Genomic DNA, 15,886 nt, shown 5'->3' on the forward strand with positions numbered 1-15,886 from the left:
CGCTCCGTCCCGTCACGTCGACGCGTCCACCCACCTCGCGAGAGCGTAATTTTGGCCCTTAAACCGGCGGTTTAAGGGCCAAAATTACGCTCTCGCGGAGAGGAGACGCGCGCGGGTCAGTCGGCGGGGCCGGCGGTGAGGGTCGCGGATGCGGTGTGGGGTGCCCCGGCGGTGTCCGTCCAGGTGAGGGTGACCGAGTCGCCGGGGTTGTACGCCGTGAGGGTCGAGGTGAGGGCGGCGGCCGAGGTGATCGACGTGCCGTCGACGGCGGTGATGGTGTCGCCCGCGACGATCCCGGCGGTGGCGGCGGCCGAACCGGCGACGACCGCCGTGATCACGGCCGAGTCACCGGTCGTGGCCGTCGATCCGGTGGTGCCGGATGCCGCGCCGAGGCTGCCGCGGTAGCTGCGGCCGTTGACAGAGCCCGTGTCCGTCGACGTGGTGGCGCCCGAACCGACCGCGACCCCGAGGAACGCCGGGTAGCCGATCGTGACAGTGCTCGTTTCGACGCCGGTGTGGATCAGGGTGACGACCTCGAGGGCCGCGTCGATCGTGATCGCGAAGCCACTGATCGTCGCGGTCCCTGAGGACGCCGCCGTGTCAATGCCGATGACCTCCCCGTCGGCGTCGTAGAGGGGCCCGCCGGAGTCGCCGGACTGGATGTCCGCGTCAACCTGGATCAGGCCGGTCAGGGTTTCGGCGTCCGTGGCATCCTCGCTCGAGGCGGTGATGGTCTGGTCGACGCTCGTGACGGTGCCGGCCGCCGCGGTGAGGGTGCTCGTTCCGCCGGCGTTGCCGACCCCGGTGACCGCGTCCCCCGCCGCGACGGTCGAGGTCGTGTCCAGAGTGGCGGGGACCAGCCCGGAGGCATTCTCGAGGTTCAGCACGGCGATGTCCTGCGAGGAGTCCGTACCGACGACATCCGCCACATAGCTCACGCCGGTCGAGACGACCGTCACGCTGATGCTCGTCGCGCCGTCGATGACGTGGTTGTTGGTCAGGATCTCACCGTTCGAGGTGAGCACGATTCCGGTGCCGGCCGCTTCGGCGCTCTGATACTTGAGGACGGTGTCGATGACGACGACGCCGACCGACTGCGCGGCCGTTGCCGCAGTGGTGTCGAGCGCGGTTGCCGTCGTCGCGGATGCGGTGCCGGACCCATAGTTGGAGGGGCCGCCGGGGCGCAGGCCGGAGGTACCGAGGGTCGCCGAGGAACCTGAGGTTCCCGATGATCCGGTTGATCCCGCAACCGAGCCCGAGCTGCTCGTGCCCGACGTCGAGCTGTTCGAGGAGGAGGCCGCGGCGACGACCTGGGCGACGGCCATCGAGGAGAAGTACAGGCCGGCGCCCGTCGTCGCAGTGACGAGGGCTGCAGCGAGCCCCATCGAGACGATCACTCCGGCACGGAAGCGCGGCCGGTGGAAGGCCGGGTTGACGACGGGTGCGGCCAGGCTGTTGCCCGTGGATTCCGTGCCAGTGGGTTCCGTGCCCGTGGGTTCGGTGCCAGTCATTGTGAGATCCTTTTCCTCCGGGTGACGGCCGTACCGTCGCGACTGGTTCCCACCCAAGTCCCGGAAGCTATCGGATTTCTATGAGGCGTCGTGGTGTTGGCCCAGAGGGTCCCGCCCATCGGCTGTGAGCCCCTCCGGGCAGGCCGGGCCGGTCAGACGAGCACAGCGTCAGACGAACACAGGTCCAAACCGGCGCAGCTTCAGACGAGGACTGTGCTGCCGATTTCACTGAAACCCTGATCGGTGACAGTGACCTCGAGCTTCGCCGGAATCTGTTCCTTCATCGAATCCACGTGGCTGATCAGTCCGATGGTGCGGCCACCGGCCCGGAGGCCGTCGAGGGTGCTCATCGCCGTCTCGAGCGTTTCGCTGTCCAGGGAGCCGAAGCCCTCATCGACGAAGAGGGTGTCGAGCGCGATTCCGCCGGCCTGATGCGAGACGACCTCGGCGAGCCCGAGGGCCAGGGCGAGTGAGGCGAGGAAGGTCTCGCCGCCGGAGAGCGACTGGGTCGGGCGGGCCCGTCCGGTGTGCTGGTCGAGGATGGCGAGTCCGAGGCCGGACTGGGTGCCGCGGTACTGCAGGGAATCGTCGTGTTCGAGGGCGTATCGGCCGCCGGTCATGTCCCGCAGGCGACCGTTCGCGGCGAGGATGATCTCCTCGAGTTGCGCGGCGAGCACGTAGGTTTCGAGTTTCATCCGTTTGGTGTTCGGTTCCTCGCCGTGAACGACCGCGGCGAGCTCCCGCACCTGGGCCTGGGTGACGAGCAGGGTCGCGGAGGTGGCGGCAAGCGCACGGGCCTCGGCGACCACGACCGCCAGTTCCTCCTGCCGGATCGCGAGGGTCCCGTGCTCGGTGAACGCCTCGTCCCTGGCCGTGGCCGCAGCGGCCCTGGCGGCCCTGGCCGGGTCCAGATCGAGCGCGACATCGGGAAGGTCGGCGAGCTCCGGTTCGGCCAGCACGGCGCGCACCGCGGCGAGCTGGTCGTCGTGGGCACGGATGCCGGTCTCCCGCGTCGCGATCTCGGCCGGCGTGAGTCGTGCGGTGACGACCTCCGTTGCTTCCACGAAGCCTTCCGCGGTGAGCCGGTCGGCCACGGCCGCGGAGGCGGCATCGAGGGCACGATCCCGTTCGCCGCTGAGGGCGCGGGCCGTCTCGAAGGCGCGCGCCGCCTCGAGCTCTGTGCGCATGCTCTCGGCCCGTTCGGTGACGGAGGTGTAGCCCGCCAGTTGCCGATTCACCCGTTCCTCGATCGCGATGCGGCGGCCGCGGATTTCGGTGAGCCGGGTCGCGGCATCGTCCCTGCCGGAGTGGACCCCGGCGAGGGTCTCCCGCGCGTGGTCGAGCTCGGTGCGCAGCCGCAGCCGCTCGGCACCGAGTTCCGTTTCCCGTGCCGCGGCGGTGCGGGCAGTCTCGAGTGCGGTGAGCGCGGCCGCGCGCGAGGCCGTGCGGTCGGCACCTGTTCCCGGGCCGGCGGAAGCACGGGCGGCGGCAGCGCGCGCGCCCAGGCTGAGGACCTCACCGTTGCTGCGCTCGAGGTGGTCCTGGGCGCGGGTCATTCCGGCGAGGGCGGCCTCGATGTCGCCCTCGGTGACCGGCTCACCGGACGCCTCCGCGGGGTGAGGATGCAGCGTGGAACCGCACACCCCGCACGGTTCGCCGGAAACGAGCCGGCCGGCGAGCTCGCCGGCGTGATCGGCCAGCCGCTTGGCGACGAGGTCTCGGTAGCGTCCGGCGGCGTCGGCGTTCTCGGTGGCGGCGGCCGCGTGCCGGCTGCGTGCCCTGTCGAGGTCCGCCTCGAGCGCGGCAGCCTCTGCGGCTGCGGCTTCCGCGGCGACCGCGCGGGCGAGCGCGGCGACGGCTTCCGGTTCGCGGGCGGAGTCGCGAGCGAGCGCGGCGAGGTCCCGGTCGAGGTCGTCGAGCAGGGCGGGCGCTGCGTCGATCCGCGCCTGCAGCCCGTCGAGCGTGGCCTGGATCTCGGCGAGCCCGGCCTCGGCGGACCCGGACTCCGCATCGAGGGCCGGCAGTTCTTCCTCGGCCGCGAGGACGTCGTTCAGGGACCCGAGCTGTTCGAGGAGCAGGTCGATGGTGGCGGAGAGTGGGACGGCATCCTGATCGTCGTCGCCGTCCTGGTCGACCTCGTCGGAACCGTTGACCGTGATCCAGTTCTCCCGCGCAGCCACCTCCGCCCGCGCCGCGTCGAGGGCAGCGGCGAGCGCAGCGGACTCTGCTTCGATCTGGGGCCATACCCGGGCAGCGCGGTGCGCGGCCGCGAGGTCGTCACGGTCGGCGTCGACAACGGCGCTGCGCTCGTCGAGCACGGCCAGGGTGGCCGTTGCGGCGTCCCTGCGGTCCTGGCGGGCCCGCATCTCTTCCTGGGCCCGAAGCCCGGCCGTCGCGTCGACCAGTGCGGCATCCGCACGGGCAGCCGCGGCGACGGCGACGGCGAGTGCCTGCTCGAGTTCGGCGGTGGCCGCCTCGAACCAGGCCAGGTCTGGTGCTGCGGTGCCGGGCTCGGTGCCTGCTGGCACGTGCCGGGCGGCGGATGCCGCGAGAGTCTCGAGCCGCACGCGCACGCCGGTGAGTTCATCGTCGAGGGCCTTGCGACGCGTGATGAGTTCTGTCTCCAGACTCTGGAACCTGCTGGTGCCGAAGAGGGTGCGCAGGACCTCGCGACGATCGTCGGTCTTGGCGAGCAGGAACCTTTGGAACCGGTTCTGTGCGAGCAGGATCACCTGCAGGAACTGGTCCTGTTTGAGCGGCAGGATGCGGGAGAGTTCGTTCCCGACATCGACGGGGCGTGCGGCGAGACCCCGCCAGCCGTCGACTGCATCGGCAGCGGCGTCGACCGCGGCGGCGTCGCGGATCTCGAGCCGGGCATCCGGTGCGGACACGGTCGTGCCGATGCCCCGCTTTTTGGCCTTGAGGTACCTGGGAGTGCGGAAGATGCGATAGTCGTTCCCGTTCAGGCCGAATTCGAGCTCGACGAAGGTGGGATCACCGGGTTCGCAATGGTCGCTGCGCAACTGCGATTCCGTGCCCTCATAGCGCGGAACACTTCCATAGAGGGCGAAACAGACCGCGTCGAGGATGCTGGACTTGCCCGCGCCGGTCTTGCCCGTGATCAGGAAGATACCGTCGTCGTCGAAGCGCTCGAAGTCGACGACCTGCTCGTTCTTGAACGGGCCGAACCCGGCGAGCCGCAGGCGCTTGATCTTCACGTCGTACTCCTCGTGTTCCTGATGCTCACTGGGTGACTTCTTTCAGTTCCCCGGCCGCGAGCAGTTCGGCGACGAGGTCTCGCTCGAACTCCGTCTGCCCGACACCGTTGCGCACGAAGCTCAGGAAGCCGGCGACGATGTCGGGATCGGTCTGCCGGTTGATCCGTTCGGCGTAGCTCTCGCTGCCGGTATCCACGACGACGGCCGGCCGGTGTTCGAGCGTGACACAGTGCGGGAAACGTTTCTGGAGCGCCCGCATGCCGTCGAGGGGCCTGACCTGGTCGGTCAGCACGGCCGAGACCCAGTCCCCTTCGAATGCTGCGAACCTGTCGGCGGTGAGGAGATCCTCGAGCTCGCCGGTGAGCACACTGAGCCGCCGGGGAACCGGGAGGGCGACCCACTCGATCTCGAGCTCGGCGCCCTTCCCCGAACGGTCGGGGCCGAGGTCGACCTGCCAGGCGCCGCGGGGCTTTGCGGCCTCGGCGAACGAGTAGTGCAGGGGTGCGCCGGAGTAGCGCACCCGGTCTTCGAGCCTGGCTCGCCCGTGAATGTGCCCGAGTGCGACGTAGTCCGGGCCCTCGAACACGCTGACCGGCACGAGGTCGAGCCCGCCGGCGGTGATGTCCCGCTCGACGTCGCTCGCCTCCTGCGTGGCCGCGACGCCGGCCGCGAAGCAATGCGCCAGCACGACGGAGCGACCGCCGCGGACCGCGAGGTCCGACCGGATCTGGTCCATGACGAAGGTGAGCACCTGCTCGTGGGTCTTGAGCGTTCGTTCCGGGTGCGTCTGATTGGCATAGAGGTGGCGGACCAGGGCCGGTTCGAGGAAGGGGATGCCGTAGAAGTGCACGGGTCCGTGCTCGTCGGTGAGAGTGACCGGCGTGGCGACCTGTTCCGGCCGGGTGATCACATGGATGCCCGCCAGGCCGGCCCACTCGGACTGGAACCCGAGCCGGGTGGCCGAGTCGTGGTTGCCGCTCGTCATGATGACCTGCGCGCCGGCGTTCCGAATCTCGCGGAGGGCCGTCGCGAGGAGGGTGTAGCTGTCCGCTGAGGGCATCGCCGAGTCGAACACGTCGCCGGCGACGACGACCACGTCGATCGAACGATCGCGGACAACGTCGACGAGCGCGTCGAGCACGATCCGGAGGTGTTCGAGGGTCGAGTGCGTGTGGAACGTGCGCCCGATGTGCCAGTCCGACGTGTGCAGGATCCTCATGGTCGTCACGCTACCGTCCAGCACCGACACGGGCCGATCGGCCCGCCCACAGCATCCATCTTTGTTCTTCTGTGTTTTCCTTGACAAACAAAAAGAAACACAGATATCGTGTAGTCAATCCTGATCGAAGCGATCGGGCCGCGCAGTGGCGGGGGTCACTCAAAGACGAGGAAGTATCATGTTTGCGGAAGAACGGCAGGCGCTGATCGCCGAACTCGTCAGCGAAGCCAGCCGGGTCACCGTCAATGAACTCGCAACCCGCTTCGACATCACCCCGGAAACAGTGCGCCGCGACCTCGATACGCTCGAAGGCTCCCGGCAGTTGCGTCGAGTCCATGGCGGGGCCGTCGCCCTCGACCGCCTCAGCCTCTCGGAGCCGAGCCTGGCCGAACGGCAGACCCAGCGACACGACGAGAAGGAACGCATCGCCGCTGCCGCGTTCGCCATGATCCCGACCAGCCAGTCCGGGTCGATCATCCTCGACGCCGGCACCACCACCGAGCTCCTCGCCGACCGTCTCGCCGACTGGACATCCGCCGGACCCGACGACCAGCTCCTCGTCATCACGAACGCCGTTCCGATCGCATACAAGCTTGCCGGCAACGAGGAAATCCAGCTCCACCTCCTCGGCGGTCGCGTCCGTGGCCTGACCCGCGCGGTCGTCGGCCAGAGCACGATCGCGCAGCTCGAGGGGCTCCGCCCCGATATCGCGTTCATCGGCGCCAACGGCGTGCATGCCATCTTCGGCCTGAGCACCCCCGACCTCGTCGAATCGTCCGTGAAGACCGCCATCGTCCGATCGGCACGGCTCGTCGTCGCGCTCGCCGATTCCACCAAGCTCGACGAAGAGACCCTGGTGCGGTTCGCCGCCCTCGGGGACATCGACGTGCTCATCACGGACGCACCCCCATCACCGGCACTTTCCGCGGCCCTGGCCGCGGCTGACGTAGAGGTTGTGATCGCGTGATCATCACGCTTACCCCGAATCCGAGCCTGGACCGCACGATCTCGCTCGACGGCATCCTCGCCCGCGGCGAGGTGCAGCGCGCCGTGGCGAGCCACGTGGAGCCGGGGGGCAAGGGCGTCAACATCTGCCGCGCCCTTGAGGCCTCCGGCGTGGAGAGCCTCGCGATCCTGCCCGGCGACGCCCTCGATCCCGTGCTCATCGCGCTCTCCGATGCGGGCATCCCGCACCTCGGCATGCCGATCGGCGCAAGCATCCGCAGCAATGTCGCGATCACGGAGCCGGACGGCACCACGACCAAGGTCAACGTGCCCGGCCCGGTGCTGACCCCCGCTCAACAGACCGAACTCATCGATCTCGTGCTCGACCGGGCGGATGGAGCAGGCTGGGTCGTGCTCGCCGGCTCGCTTCCCCCGGGAGCTCCCGTCGATTTCTACGCCGACATCATCCGCCGGCTGCGCGCCCGCTACGGCTCCGCGGCGCCGAAGGTCGCCGTCGACTCGTCCGGCGCCCCCTTCGCCGCTGCCGTGAGCGCCGGCCCAGACCTGATCAAGCCGAACGGTGAGGAACTCGCCGAACTCACCGGGATCCCGGACGCCGAAGCCCTCGAGGGCAATCCGTCACTGGTCGCAGCGGCATCCGCTCGCCTCGTGGCCGGCGGCGTCGGCGCGGTCCTCGCCACGCTCGGCGCCCAGGGTGCCGTGTTGACGACCAGGGACGGATCCTGGCTCGCCCAGACGCCGCCCATGGTCGCCGTGAGCACCGTCGGCGCCGGCGACTCGTCGCTGGCCGGCTTCCTGCTGAGCGACCTGGCCGGCGGCAGCGCCCCCGATGCGCTCCGCCAGGCAGCAGCCCACGGGGCCGCAGCCGCATCTTTGCCCGGATCAACCGTTCCGGCACTGAACCAAACAAAGCCCAGCGACGTCACCGTGACGCAGCTGACCCATCCAAAGGAGGATGTCCAGTGAGTGCACTGATCACCCCGGAGCTCGTCGCTCTGGATAAGAACCTCGGAGCCGCTCCCTCGAGCGTCATCCGGCGACTCGCCGAGCTCGTTGTCGGCGCAGGCCGGGCCACCGAGATCGAGAGCCTGTACGCGGATGCCCTCGCCCGCGAAGCGAAGACGGCAACCGGCATCCCCGGTGGCCTGGCCATCCCGCATTGCCGCTCCGCAGCCGTTACCGAGCCGACCCTCGCGCTCGCCCGCCTGTCGACCCCGGTCGACTTCGGCGCAGGAGACGGCCCCGCCGACCTGGTCTTCCTGATCGCCGCGCCGGCAGGCGCGGACCAGGAACACCTTAGGATCCTGGCGAAGCTCTCCCGTTCGCTGATGAAGCCCGCGTTCACGGCCGCCCTGCGCGCCGCCACGACGCCCGCAGAGATCGTCGAGCTCGTCACCAACGTCGTCTCCCCCGTTCCCGTCGCTGTCGGCGGCGGCACTGCAGCCCCCGCGGCATCCGTCCGCACCGGGGTCAAGCGCCTCGTCGCCGTCACGGCCTGCCCCACCGGTATCGCGCACACCTACATGGCCGCTGAGGCCCTCTCGGCCGCCGCGGAAGCCGCGGGCGTCGAGATGCAGGTCGAGACGCAGGGCTCCGCCGGCCTCACAATGCTCGACCCCGCGGTCATCGCAGCGGCCGACGCGGTGATCTTCGCGGTCGACGTCGACGTGCGCGGCCGCGAGCGCTTCGCGGGCAAGCCCGTCATCCAGGTTCCGGTCAAGCGCGGCATCGACGAGCCGGCCAAGCTCATCGCGGACGCCATCGCGGCCTCGGAGAACCCGAACGCCCGCCGCGTCGGCGGAACCGCAGGAGCGGCGGAGGTCGACGAGAAGAACGAGCACTTCGGCCAGAAGGTCAAGCGCGCGCTCCTCACCGGTGTCAGCTACATGATTCCGTTCGTGGCAGGCGGAGGCCTGCTCATCGCACTCGGCTTCCTCCTCGGTGGCTATGAGATCACCAAGATCGCCGACGTCGTCACCCTGCAGAACAGCCTCTTCAACCTGCCCGACGGCGGCCTCGCGATCTATCTCGGCGCGGTCTTCTTCAAGATCGGCGCCCTGTCGATGGGCTTCCTGGTCCCGGCGCTCTCCGGCTACATCGCCTATGCGATCGCCGACCGCCCCGGAATCGCCCCCGGGTTCGTCGCGGGCGCCGTCGCAGGCTTCATGGGTGCCGGCTTCCTCGGCGGCATCGCCGGCGGCTTGCTCGCCGGTGTCGCAGCGGCCAGCTTCGCGCGGCTCAATGTTCCGCGCTGGCTCCGCAGCCTGATGCCCGTCGTGATCATCCCGCTCGTCGCGTCGATCGTCGCCTCCGGGTTGATGTTCCTCGTGCTCGGTGGTCCGATCGCGTGGCTCACCGCCGCACTGAACACCTGGCTCACGGGTATGAGCGGCGCAGCGGCGATCGTCCTCGGACTGATCCTCGGACTGATGATGGGCTTCGACCTCGGTGGCCCGGTCAACAAGGTTGCATACGCCTTCGCCGTCGCCGGCCTCGGCACCGCGACCGTGGCCAACCAGGCTCCGTGGCAGATCATGGCCGCCGTGATGGCCGCCGGAATGGTTCCGCCGCTCGCGATGGCCCTGGCCACCGTGCTCGACAAGAAGCTGTTCAGCCCGATCGAACGTGAGAACGGCAAGGCGGCCTGGCTGCTCGGTGCGTCCTTCATCTCCGAGGGTGCCATTCCCTTCGCCGCGGCAGACCCGCTGCGCGTGATCCCGGCGAGCATGCTCGGTGCCGGTGTCACGGGCGCCCTGTCGATGGCCTGGGGTGTCACGAGCAAGGCCCCGCACGGCGGCATCTTCGTCTTCTTCGCGATCGACAGCTTCGCGCTGTTCGCCCTGGCCATCGCGATCGGCACCGTCGTCGCAGGCCTGGTCGTCATCGCCCTGAAGCGGTACACCACGAAGAAGGTCGTTTCCGGAGTGGAAGCCCCGGTTCTCGTCACCGCATGAACAACCAGTAGTACCATCACCGCATGAAAACGCGGCGGCCGATACGTGATCCGTACCGGCCGCCGCGTAATATCGTTACCGTGGGCAACCAATTCCCACGCAAGAATAGAGGTTAAACCGTGCAGCAGAACTTCTCCGGCGTGGGCGTCAGTCCCGGGCGGATCATCGGATCGATTCGGCAGATGCCCAAACCGGTCAGTGAACCCCCGGCCGGAGAACGATTGGCCGCGTCCCTCTCAGCGGATGCCGCCGCCGAACTGCTGCGTGCCTCTGCCAAGACCGTGCAGGTCGAGTTACAGAACCGGGCAGCGGGAGCGACCGGCGCGAGCAAGGCCGTCCTCGAGGCCACCGCGCTGATGGCGACGGACCCGATGCTGATCAAGGCGGCCATCAAGCTGATCAAGACCGGTCTGTCCGCCGAGCGGTCGATCTGGGAGTCCGGCGCCTCCGTCGCCGAGATGCTGATCAACCTCGGCGGGTACATGGCCGAGCGGGCAACGGACGTCCTCGACGTGCGCGCCCGTATCGTCGCAGAGCTCCGCGGTGTTCCCGCGCCGGGCATCCCCCTCGCCGACGCACCGTTCATCCTCGTCGCAGAGGACCTCGCCCCCGCTGACACCGCGACCCTGGACCCGGAGAAGATCCTCGCCCTCGTCACCTCCGGCGGCGGACCGCAGTCCCACACCGCGATCATCGCCCGCGCCCTCGGCCTCCCGGCCGTCGTCGCAGCCCCCGGCGTCGACGCCCTCGAAGACGGCATCGAGGTGTACGTGGACGGCGCGGCCGGCCTCCTCTCCCTCGAGCCCGGCGCCGAGGAAATCGCCGCCGTGGAAGCCTGGAAGACCGCCGCAGCGATCCTCGCCGTCTTCGATGGCAACGGTCGCACCGCGGACGGCCACCTCGTCCCCTTGCTCGCCAACGTCGGCGGAGCAAAGGACGCCGTCAAGGCCGCCGAAGCCGGCGCCCAGGGCGTCGGACTGCTCCGCACCGAGTTCTGCTTCCTCGAGCGCGAGACCGAGCCCACGATCGAAGAACAGGTCATCGCCTACCGCGGCGTGTTCGACGCGTTCCCCGGCCAGAAGGTCGTCGTACGCACCCTCGACGCCGGCGCCGACAAGCCGCTGCCGTTCCTGACCGACACGAGCGAGCCCAACCCCTCGCTCGGCGTGCGCGGATACCGCACCGACCTGACCACCCCTGGGGTGCTGGCCCGCCAGCTCACCGCGATCGCCCAGGCCGCCGAAGGTTCCTCGACCAGCGTCTGGGTCATGGCCCCGATGATCGCGACGCCGGAGGAAGCCGCGGAGTTCGCTGCGATGTGCGCCACCGCAGGGCTCAAGATCCCCGGCGTCATGGTCGAGGTCCCCTCCGCCGCGCTCCTCGCGGACCGGATCCTCGGTGAAGTCGACTTCGTCAGCCTCGGCACGAACGACCTCACCCAGTACACGATGGCCGCCGACCGCCAGCTCGGCACTCTCGCCGCGCTGAACTCCCCGTGGCAGCCTGCCGTGCTCAAGCTCATCGGACTCACCGTCGAAGGCTCGATCGCCGAAGGCAACAACAAGCCCGTCGGCGTCTGCGGCGAGGCCGCAGCCGACCCCGTGCTCGCCGTCGTGCTCGTCGGACTCGGGGTCGCGACCCTGTCGATGACCTCCCGTTCGCTCTCCGCTGTCGGAGCCGTGCTGAAGTCCGTCACCCTCGACGATGCCAAGAAGCTCGCGGTCCTCGCGGTGTCCGCGCCGAATCCGACCGAGGCCCGCAAGCGCGTGCGCGCCGGATTGCCCATACTTGAAGAGCTGGGTCTGTAACCGCACACGCGTAACCGCTCCCCGCACCACTCCAGTCAGCCCGCAGTATCGTCGAGCACGACCGTCGTCGAGTATCAACCAGGAGGAATTATGTCCGAACGCACAGCCACCATTGCCAGCCGAGTCGGCCTGCATGCCCGTCCCGCGTCCATTTTTGCGGCCGCCGTCGGCGAACTGCCGATCGAGGTCACCATCGCGATGGAGGGCGAGCCTGCTGAAGACGCCATGGACGCCTCGAGCATCCTGAGCCTGATGAGCCTCGGTGCGGCCAACGGCGACGTCGTCGTGCTGCGCGCGGAAGGCGACGGAGCCGACGAGGCGCTCGAAGCCCTCGTCAAGATCCTCGAGACGGACCTCGACGCCGAGTAATACTCCACCGGAACAACAGGAAGCACCCTCGGTATTCGGGGGTGCTTCCTTTTTTGTATGCTCGTCGCTGGTCTACGAGCCGACGAGTGTGATGAAAGCGCTCAACTGGGCGAGCGCCTCGACTCTGTGCGGCAGCGAGTCCGTGAGCGCGGGCGAGTAGACGAGCCACGCCGCCCACTGCGCGCGCGAGATGGCGACGTTGAGCCGGTTCGCGAGCAACAGGAATTCGAGGCCGCGCGGCACCTCCTCCGCGGACGACGCCGCGAGCGAGACGATCGCGACCGCGGCCTCCCTGCCCTGGAATTTGTCGACCGTGCCGACCGGGACCGAGGAGAGGCCGGCCGCCCGGAGTCGTTCCCTGATCAGGGCGACCTGGGCGTTGTACGGAGCGACCACGATCACGTCCGCCTCCCCGAGCGGGACCGTTCGCCCGGCGGATGTCCACGGCCGGCCGATGGCGTCGCGGACGAGCCCGACCACGACATCCGCTTCTTCGATCGACGAGGTCGCGTTGTCCGTGTGGCGCACCGGAACGGGATGCAGCCCCGGTCCCACCCCGGCCAGGGCGCGGTCGGAGGGGTGCGAGCGGAGTTTGCCCTCGTAGGAGAGCGCCGAAACAGGAGCGCAGACGGCCGGGTGCATCCGCCAGCTCGTCGCGAGGAAATACCCGAGCTCGGCGGGGAGCACCCGATGCCCGTCCGTGAGCCAGCCGAGCGCGGAGAGGTCGACGGGCTCGGGGTGCGTGCCCTGGCTGACCTGCGGCAACTGCTGCGGGTCGCCGAGAAGCAGCAGCCGCTCCGCCGAGACGGCCGCGGCAATCGTGCTCGCGAGGGAGTACTGCCCGGCCTCGTCGATCACGAGCAGGTCGAGGGAGCCGCGCGGGATCCGGTCGGCGTTGCTGAAGTCCCAGGCCGTCCCGCCGAGTACCCAGCCGTCCGACCGGCCGGTGAAAGCGGCGAGACCCTTGACATCGAGGGCGAGCCACGGAACGGCAGTGCCTTCTTCGCCCTTCTTCGGCCGTTTGCCGACGCGGTCCGGGTCGAGCCCGACTCCGGCGCCCGCCTCGACCACCGCCCGCAGCATGTTCTCGACGGCCGCATGCGACTGCGCGACGACGCCGATTTTCCAGCCGTGCCGGACCACGAGGTCGGCGATCACCCGCGAGCCGACGAAGGTCTTCCCGGTTCCGGGCGGGCCCTGGACGGCAAGGTAGGAGTGATCGAGGGCCAGCACGGCATCGCGGATGGCGCCCGGGGTGTCTCCTGCGGTAACGACAGGCAGGGTGGCGCCCCCGCGCAGTCGCGGCGGCACCCGGCGCAGGATGTCGAACGCGGCATCCGCGAGCGGCAGCGGCCATGCGGACAGCACGGCCCTGCCCCACTGGGAGATCGCGCCGACCTGGCTGCCGGGCTGCGGCGGAGTCCCCGGAGTGACGGCGACAGGGAGCGCGTCGTGGTGGGGCGCGTCGCGTTCGAGCATCTCGTCGACGAAAATCACGCCGTCGTCGAGGGCACCGCCATCGAGGACGCCGTCGTCGATGGTGCCGCCGAATCCGCCGTCGTCGCCCACCTGCACGATGGTCGCCTTGTTGTGGGCGGTGCGGGCGCCCGGCTCGTCGCTCCGCCGGATCGGCGGATACGGCGGGTCGTAGACGAGGAACGGCTGTTGCCCGGCCTTGAGCGAACTTCCGGGCGCCGGGGTGCCCGCGAGCCGGAGCAGGCGCCGGTCGAGGACCTGCCTGCCCTCGCGGTGCCAGCCGATCTCGACGGTGGCCCGCACGACCGAGAAGACGTCCCTGGTGTCCGACCAGTCCTCGAGGGGCGACGCGAGCCTGGCGAAGTGGTCCCACCAGAACGATTTCTGTTCGCGGCGATGGTAGTCGATGGCCGCGGCCGCGAGGGCGAGCGCGGTCTCGTCGCTCGTGCGGCCGGTCGGCGGCACCTGTTCGAGCAGGGCCGTCAGTTCGAGGTAGACCGGGTCGGGTTCCCGCTCGGGGACCGCGATCGCGAGCTCGCCGGCACGAGCCGCGACGCCGGCATCGCCCGAGGCACCGAGGCGTCCGGCGGCACCGTCGTCGGCGGCACCGTCGTCGAAGGCACCGTTGTCCGCGGCCCGGTCGAGGAGCCAGTCCCGCAGCCGCCGCGTCGACCGGCAGTCGTAGGCGTTGTACCGCGCGATGTCCTCGAGGACGGCCGCAGCGGCATCCGCCTCGCCGGCGGCGAGGAGCTCGCCCGCGTGCGCGTACTCGGCGATCGAGTCTGCGGCGTTGTCGACGCCCTCCCTGGCCTCCTCCCCCATGTACAGCGGCTCGAGCTTCTTGAGCGAGTAGCTGCGGCTGCCGACCCGGAGGCCCTGCCGCACGATCGGGTACAGGTCGACGAGCACGTGGTTGCGGAGCAGGTCGTCGACGGTGTCCTCTCCGACGCCGTGCCGCGCGGCGAGGCTGAGCAGGTGGGTGCGCTCGTAGGGGGCGTAATGGTAGATGTGCAGGTCGGGGTACCGTTCCCGTCGTTCGTGCACGTAGGCGAGGAAGCCGATGAGGGCCTGGCGTTCCTCGGCGTGGCTGTGCGCCCAGAAGGCGCGGAAGGTGTCGTCGGGTTCCACGAGGCCGAACAGGTAGTCGAGGCCCCACACCACGGTGCCGGCTGAGGCGTCGTCCGCTCCCTCCTGGTACAGGGGATCGCCCTCGAAGTCGAAGAAGATATCCCCCTGGCTCGGCCGCGGAAGTGCGGCGAGCGCCGGCGGATTGGTCACCTGCCAGGCGAGCGGTCGGCCGGGGTGCGGGTCGAGCTGAAGACTGGCCTGTGCGCGCAGGGTCGCGAGCGTCGAATCGGTGATCCCGGCGACGGGCCCCGCAGATGCGGCGAGCTCCTCGATCGTCCCGATCCCCGCAGCGCGCAGGCGGGCACGCTGCGAGAGCCGCAGCCGGGCGACCAGGAGCACGTCCCGGTGCAGTTGCACCTGCTCCTCACAGACCGCGCAGCGTCCGCAGGCGACGTACCGGGCGTCGCCCCAGGGGGTCGGCGCGGCGTCGGCGAGGCGTTCGTCGATCAGGCCCTCGAGCCTGGCCCGCCTGGCCCGGTACACCGGAAGGATGTCGGCCAGCCTGTGCGAACTCGTGCGCCCGTCGCCGAGAAGGAGGTGCACCCGGTCGCCGGTGCGGATACCGAGGCGTTCCAACTGGTCGCTGTACGCCGCGAGTTGCAGCAGCGCGGTCACCTTGGCCGAGCGGGCCAGTTTCGTGTCGTAGACCTCATAGCTCGGCCCCGCCACGGCGCTTTCCGCCGAATCGCCCTGCTCCGGCAAGCGGATGATGAAATCCGCGTACCCGAGGAAACGCCCGTCGAAGAAGGCGGCCTGGAACACCACCGCGGCGCCGGCTCGGAGGGCCTCGGCACTCAGCCGGGCGGCTTCGAGAATCGCAGCGCGCTCGGCGCGGGCCGGACGCTCGATCTCGACGACGGGCCCGGTCGAACGGAGCCGGTTCAGCATCCGCAGTTCGTGGGCGTCGCCGAGTTCCGCGGTGCGCGCGAGCATGGCGTCCGCGGGGTCCGGAACCGGGTCGATCCGCCCGAGGCGGGCGTCGAGCCGGCGCATCACGGCCCACTCGCAGACCGCGGCCGCGCTCAGGTCGCTCGCCGAGTACACGACGGTGACAGGGTCAAGCAGGAACACGGCGGCCTCCCGAAAGGATCTGCCCCGAGGCTAACCGAAGCCACCGACGTACGGGTGCTGTGAGCAGGCTGTGGAATCCCCCGCTGCGCGAAGTCGCCCACTAGCCTCGACCCAACGGCAGTGTTGACGTGGCCGGGCTTCCCCCTCACGGGGTGCCCCGGAGGGT

General features: G+C 69.8%; 9 protein-coding genes. 5 read left to right on the plus strand and 4 right to left on the minus strand.

Features of this window, described 5'->3' with window-relative positions:
* Nucleotides 1-116 precede the first annotated feature (116 nt).
* The 3 genes from E3O50_RS15770 to E3O50_RS15780 form a co-directional block, all read right to left on the minus strand.
* Nucleotides 117-1,511, minus strand: a complete 1,395-nt coding sequence (locus tag E3O50_RS15770) for a trypsin-like peptidase domain-containing protein (protein ID WP_134559558.1) — start codon at nucleotides 1,509-1,511, stop codon at nucleotides 117-119.
* Nucleotides 1,512-1,711: 200 nt separating this feature from the next.
* The gene (locus E3O50_RS15775) at nucleotides 1,712-4,729 is read right to left on the minus strand and encodes an AAA family ATPase (RefSeq protein WP_134445908.1); all 3,018 of its coding nucleotides are present in this window, start codon (nucleotides 4,727-4,729) and stop codon (nucleotides 1,712-1,714) included.
* A gap of 25 nt (nucleotides 4,730-4,754) precedes the next feature.
* Nucleotides 4,755-5,948, minus strand: a complete 1,194-nt coding sequence (locus E3O50_RS15780) for an exonuclease SbcCD subunit D (protein WP_134559560.1) — start codon at nucleotides 5,946-5,948, stop codon at nucleotides 4,755-4,757.
* Nucleotides 5,949-6,126: 178 nt separating this feature from the next.
* On the opposite strand from E3O50_RS15780, the gene E3O50_RS15785 reads away from it, so the two are divergent.
* From E3O50_RS15785 to E3O50_RS15805, 5 genes are all read left to right on the plus strand, one after another.
* Nucleotides 6,127-6,915, plus strand: a complete 789-nt coding sequence (locus E3O50_RS15785; RefSeq protein WP_134559562.1) for a DeoR/GlpR family DNA-binding transcription regulator — start codon at nucleotides 6,127-6,129, stop codon at nucleotides 6,913-6,915.
* Nucleotides 6,912-7,880: a 1-phosphofructokinase family hexose kinase gene (locus E3O50_RS15790; protein WP_134445911.1), complete on the plus strand. Its 969-nt coding sequence runs from the start codon at nucleotides 6,912-6,914 to the stop codon at nucleotides 7,878-7,880. Before E3O50_RS15785 ends, E3O50_RS15790 begins: the two co-directional genes overlap by 4 nt.
* Nucleotides 7,877-9,868, plus strand: a complete 1,992-nt coding sequence (locus E3O50_RS15795; RefSeq protein ID WP_134559564.1) for a fructose-specific PTS transporter subunit EIIC — start codon at nucleotides 7,877-7,879, stop codon at nucleotides 9,866-9,868. The genes E3O50_RS15790 and E3O50_RS15795 overlap by 4 nt, the downstream gene beginning before the upstream one ends.
* Before the next feature lie 119 nt (nucleotides 9,869-9,987).
* On the plus strand, nucleotides 9,988-11,676 hold the full coding sequence (gene ptsP / locus E3O50_RS15800; protein WP_134445913.1) for a phosphoenolpyruvate--protein phosphotransferase: 1,689 nt from the start codon (nucleotides 9,988-9,990) through the stop codon (nucleotides 11,674-11,676).
* 90 nt (nucleotides 11,677-11,766) lie between these two features.
* Nucleotides 11,767-12,045 carry an HPr family phosphocarrier protein gene (locus E3O50_RS15805; RefSeq protein WP_134445914.1) on the plus strand — a complete coding sequence of 93 codons (279 nt, stop codon included), beginning with the start codon at nucleotides 11,767-11,769 and terminating at the stop codon, nucleotides 12,043-12,045.
* Between the two features lie 72 nt (nucleotides 12,046-12,117).
* Here E3O50_RS15805 and E3O50_RS15810 read toward each other — a convergent pair whose 3' ends face one another.
* The gene (locus tag E3O50_RS15810; RefSeq protein WP_134559566.1) at nucleotides 12,118-15,720 is read right to left on the minus strand and encodes a bifunctional RecB family nuclease/DEAD/DEAH box helicase; all 3,603 of its coding nucleotides are present in this window, start codon (nucleotides 15,718-15,720) and stop codon (nucleotides 12,118-12,120) included.
* Nucleotides 15,721-15,886: the final 166 nt, after the last annotated feature.

Origin of the sequence: Cryobacterium sp. MDB1-18-1 (genome assembly GCF_004402735.1) — a bacterium.
In the GTDB taxonomy this organism is placed as follows: Bacteria; Actinomycetota; Actinomycetes; order Actinomycetales; family Microbacteriaceae; genus Cryobacterium; species Cryobacterium glucosi.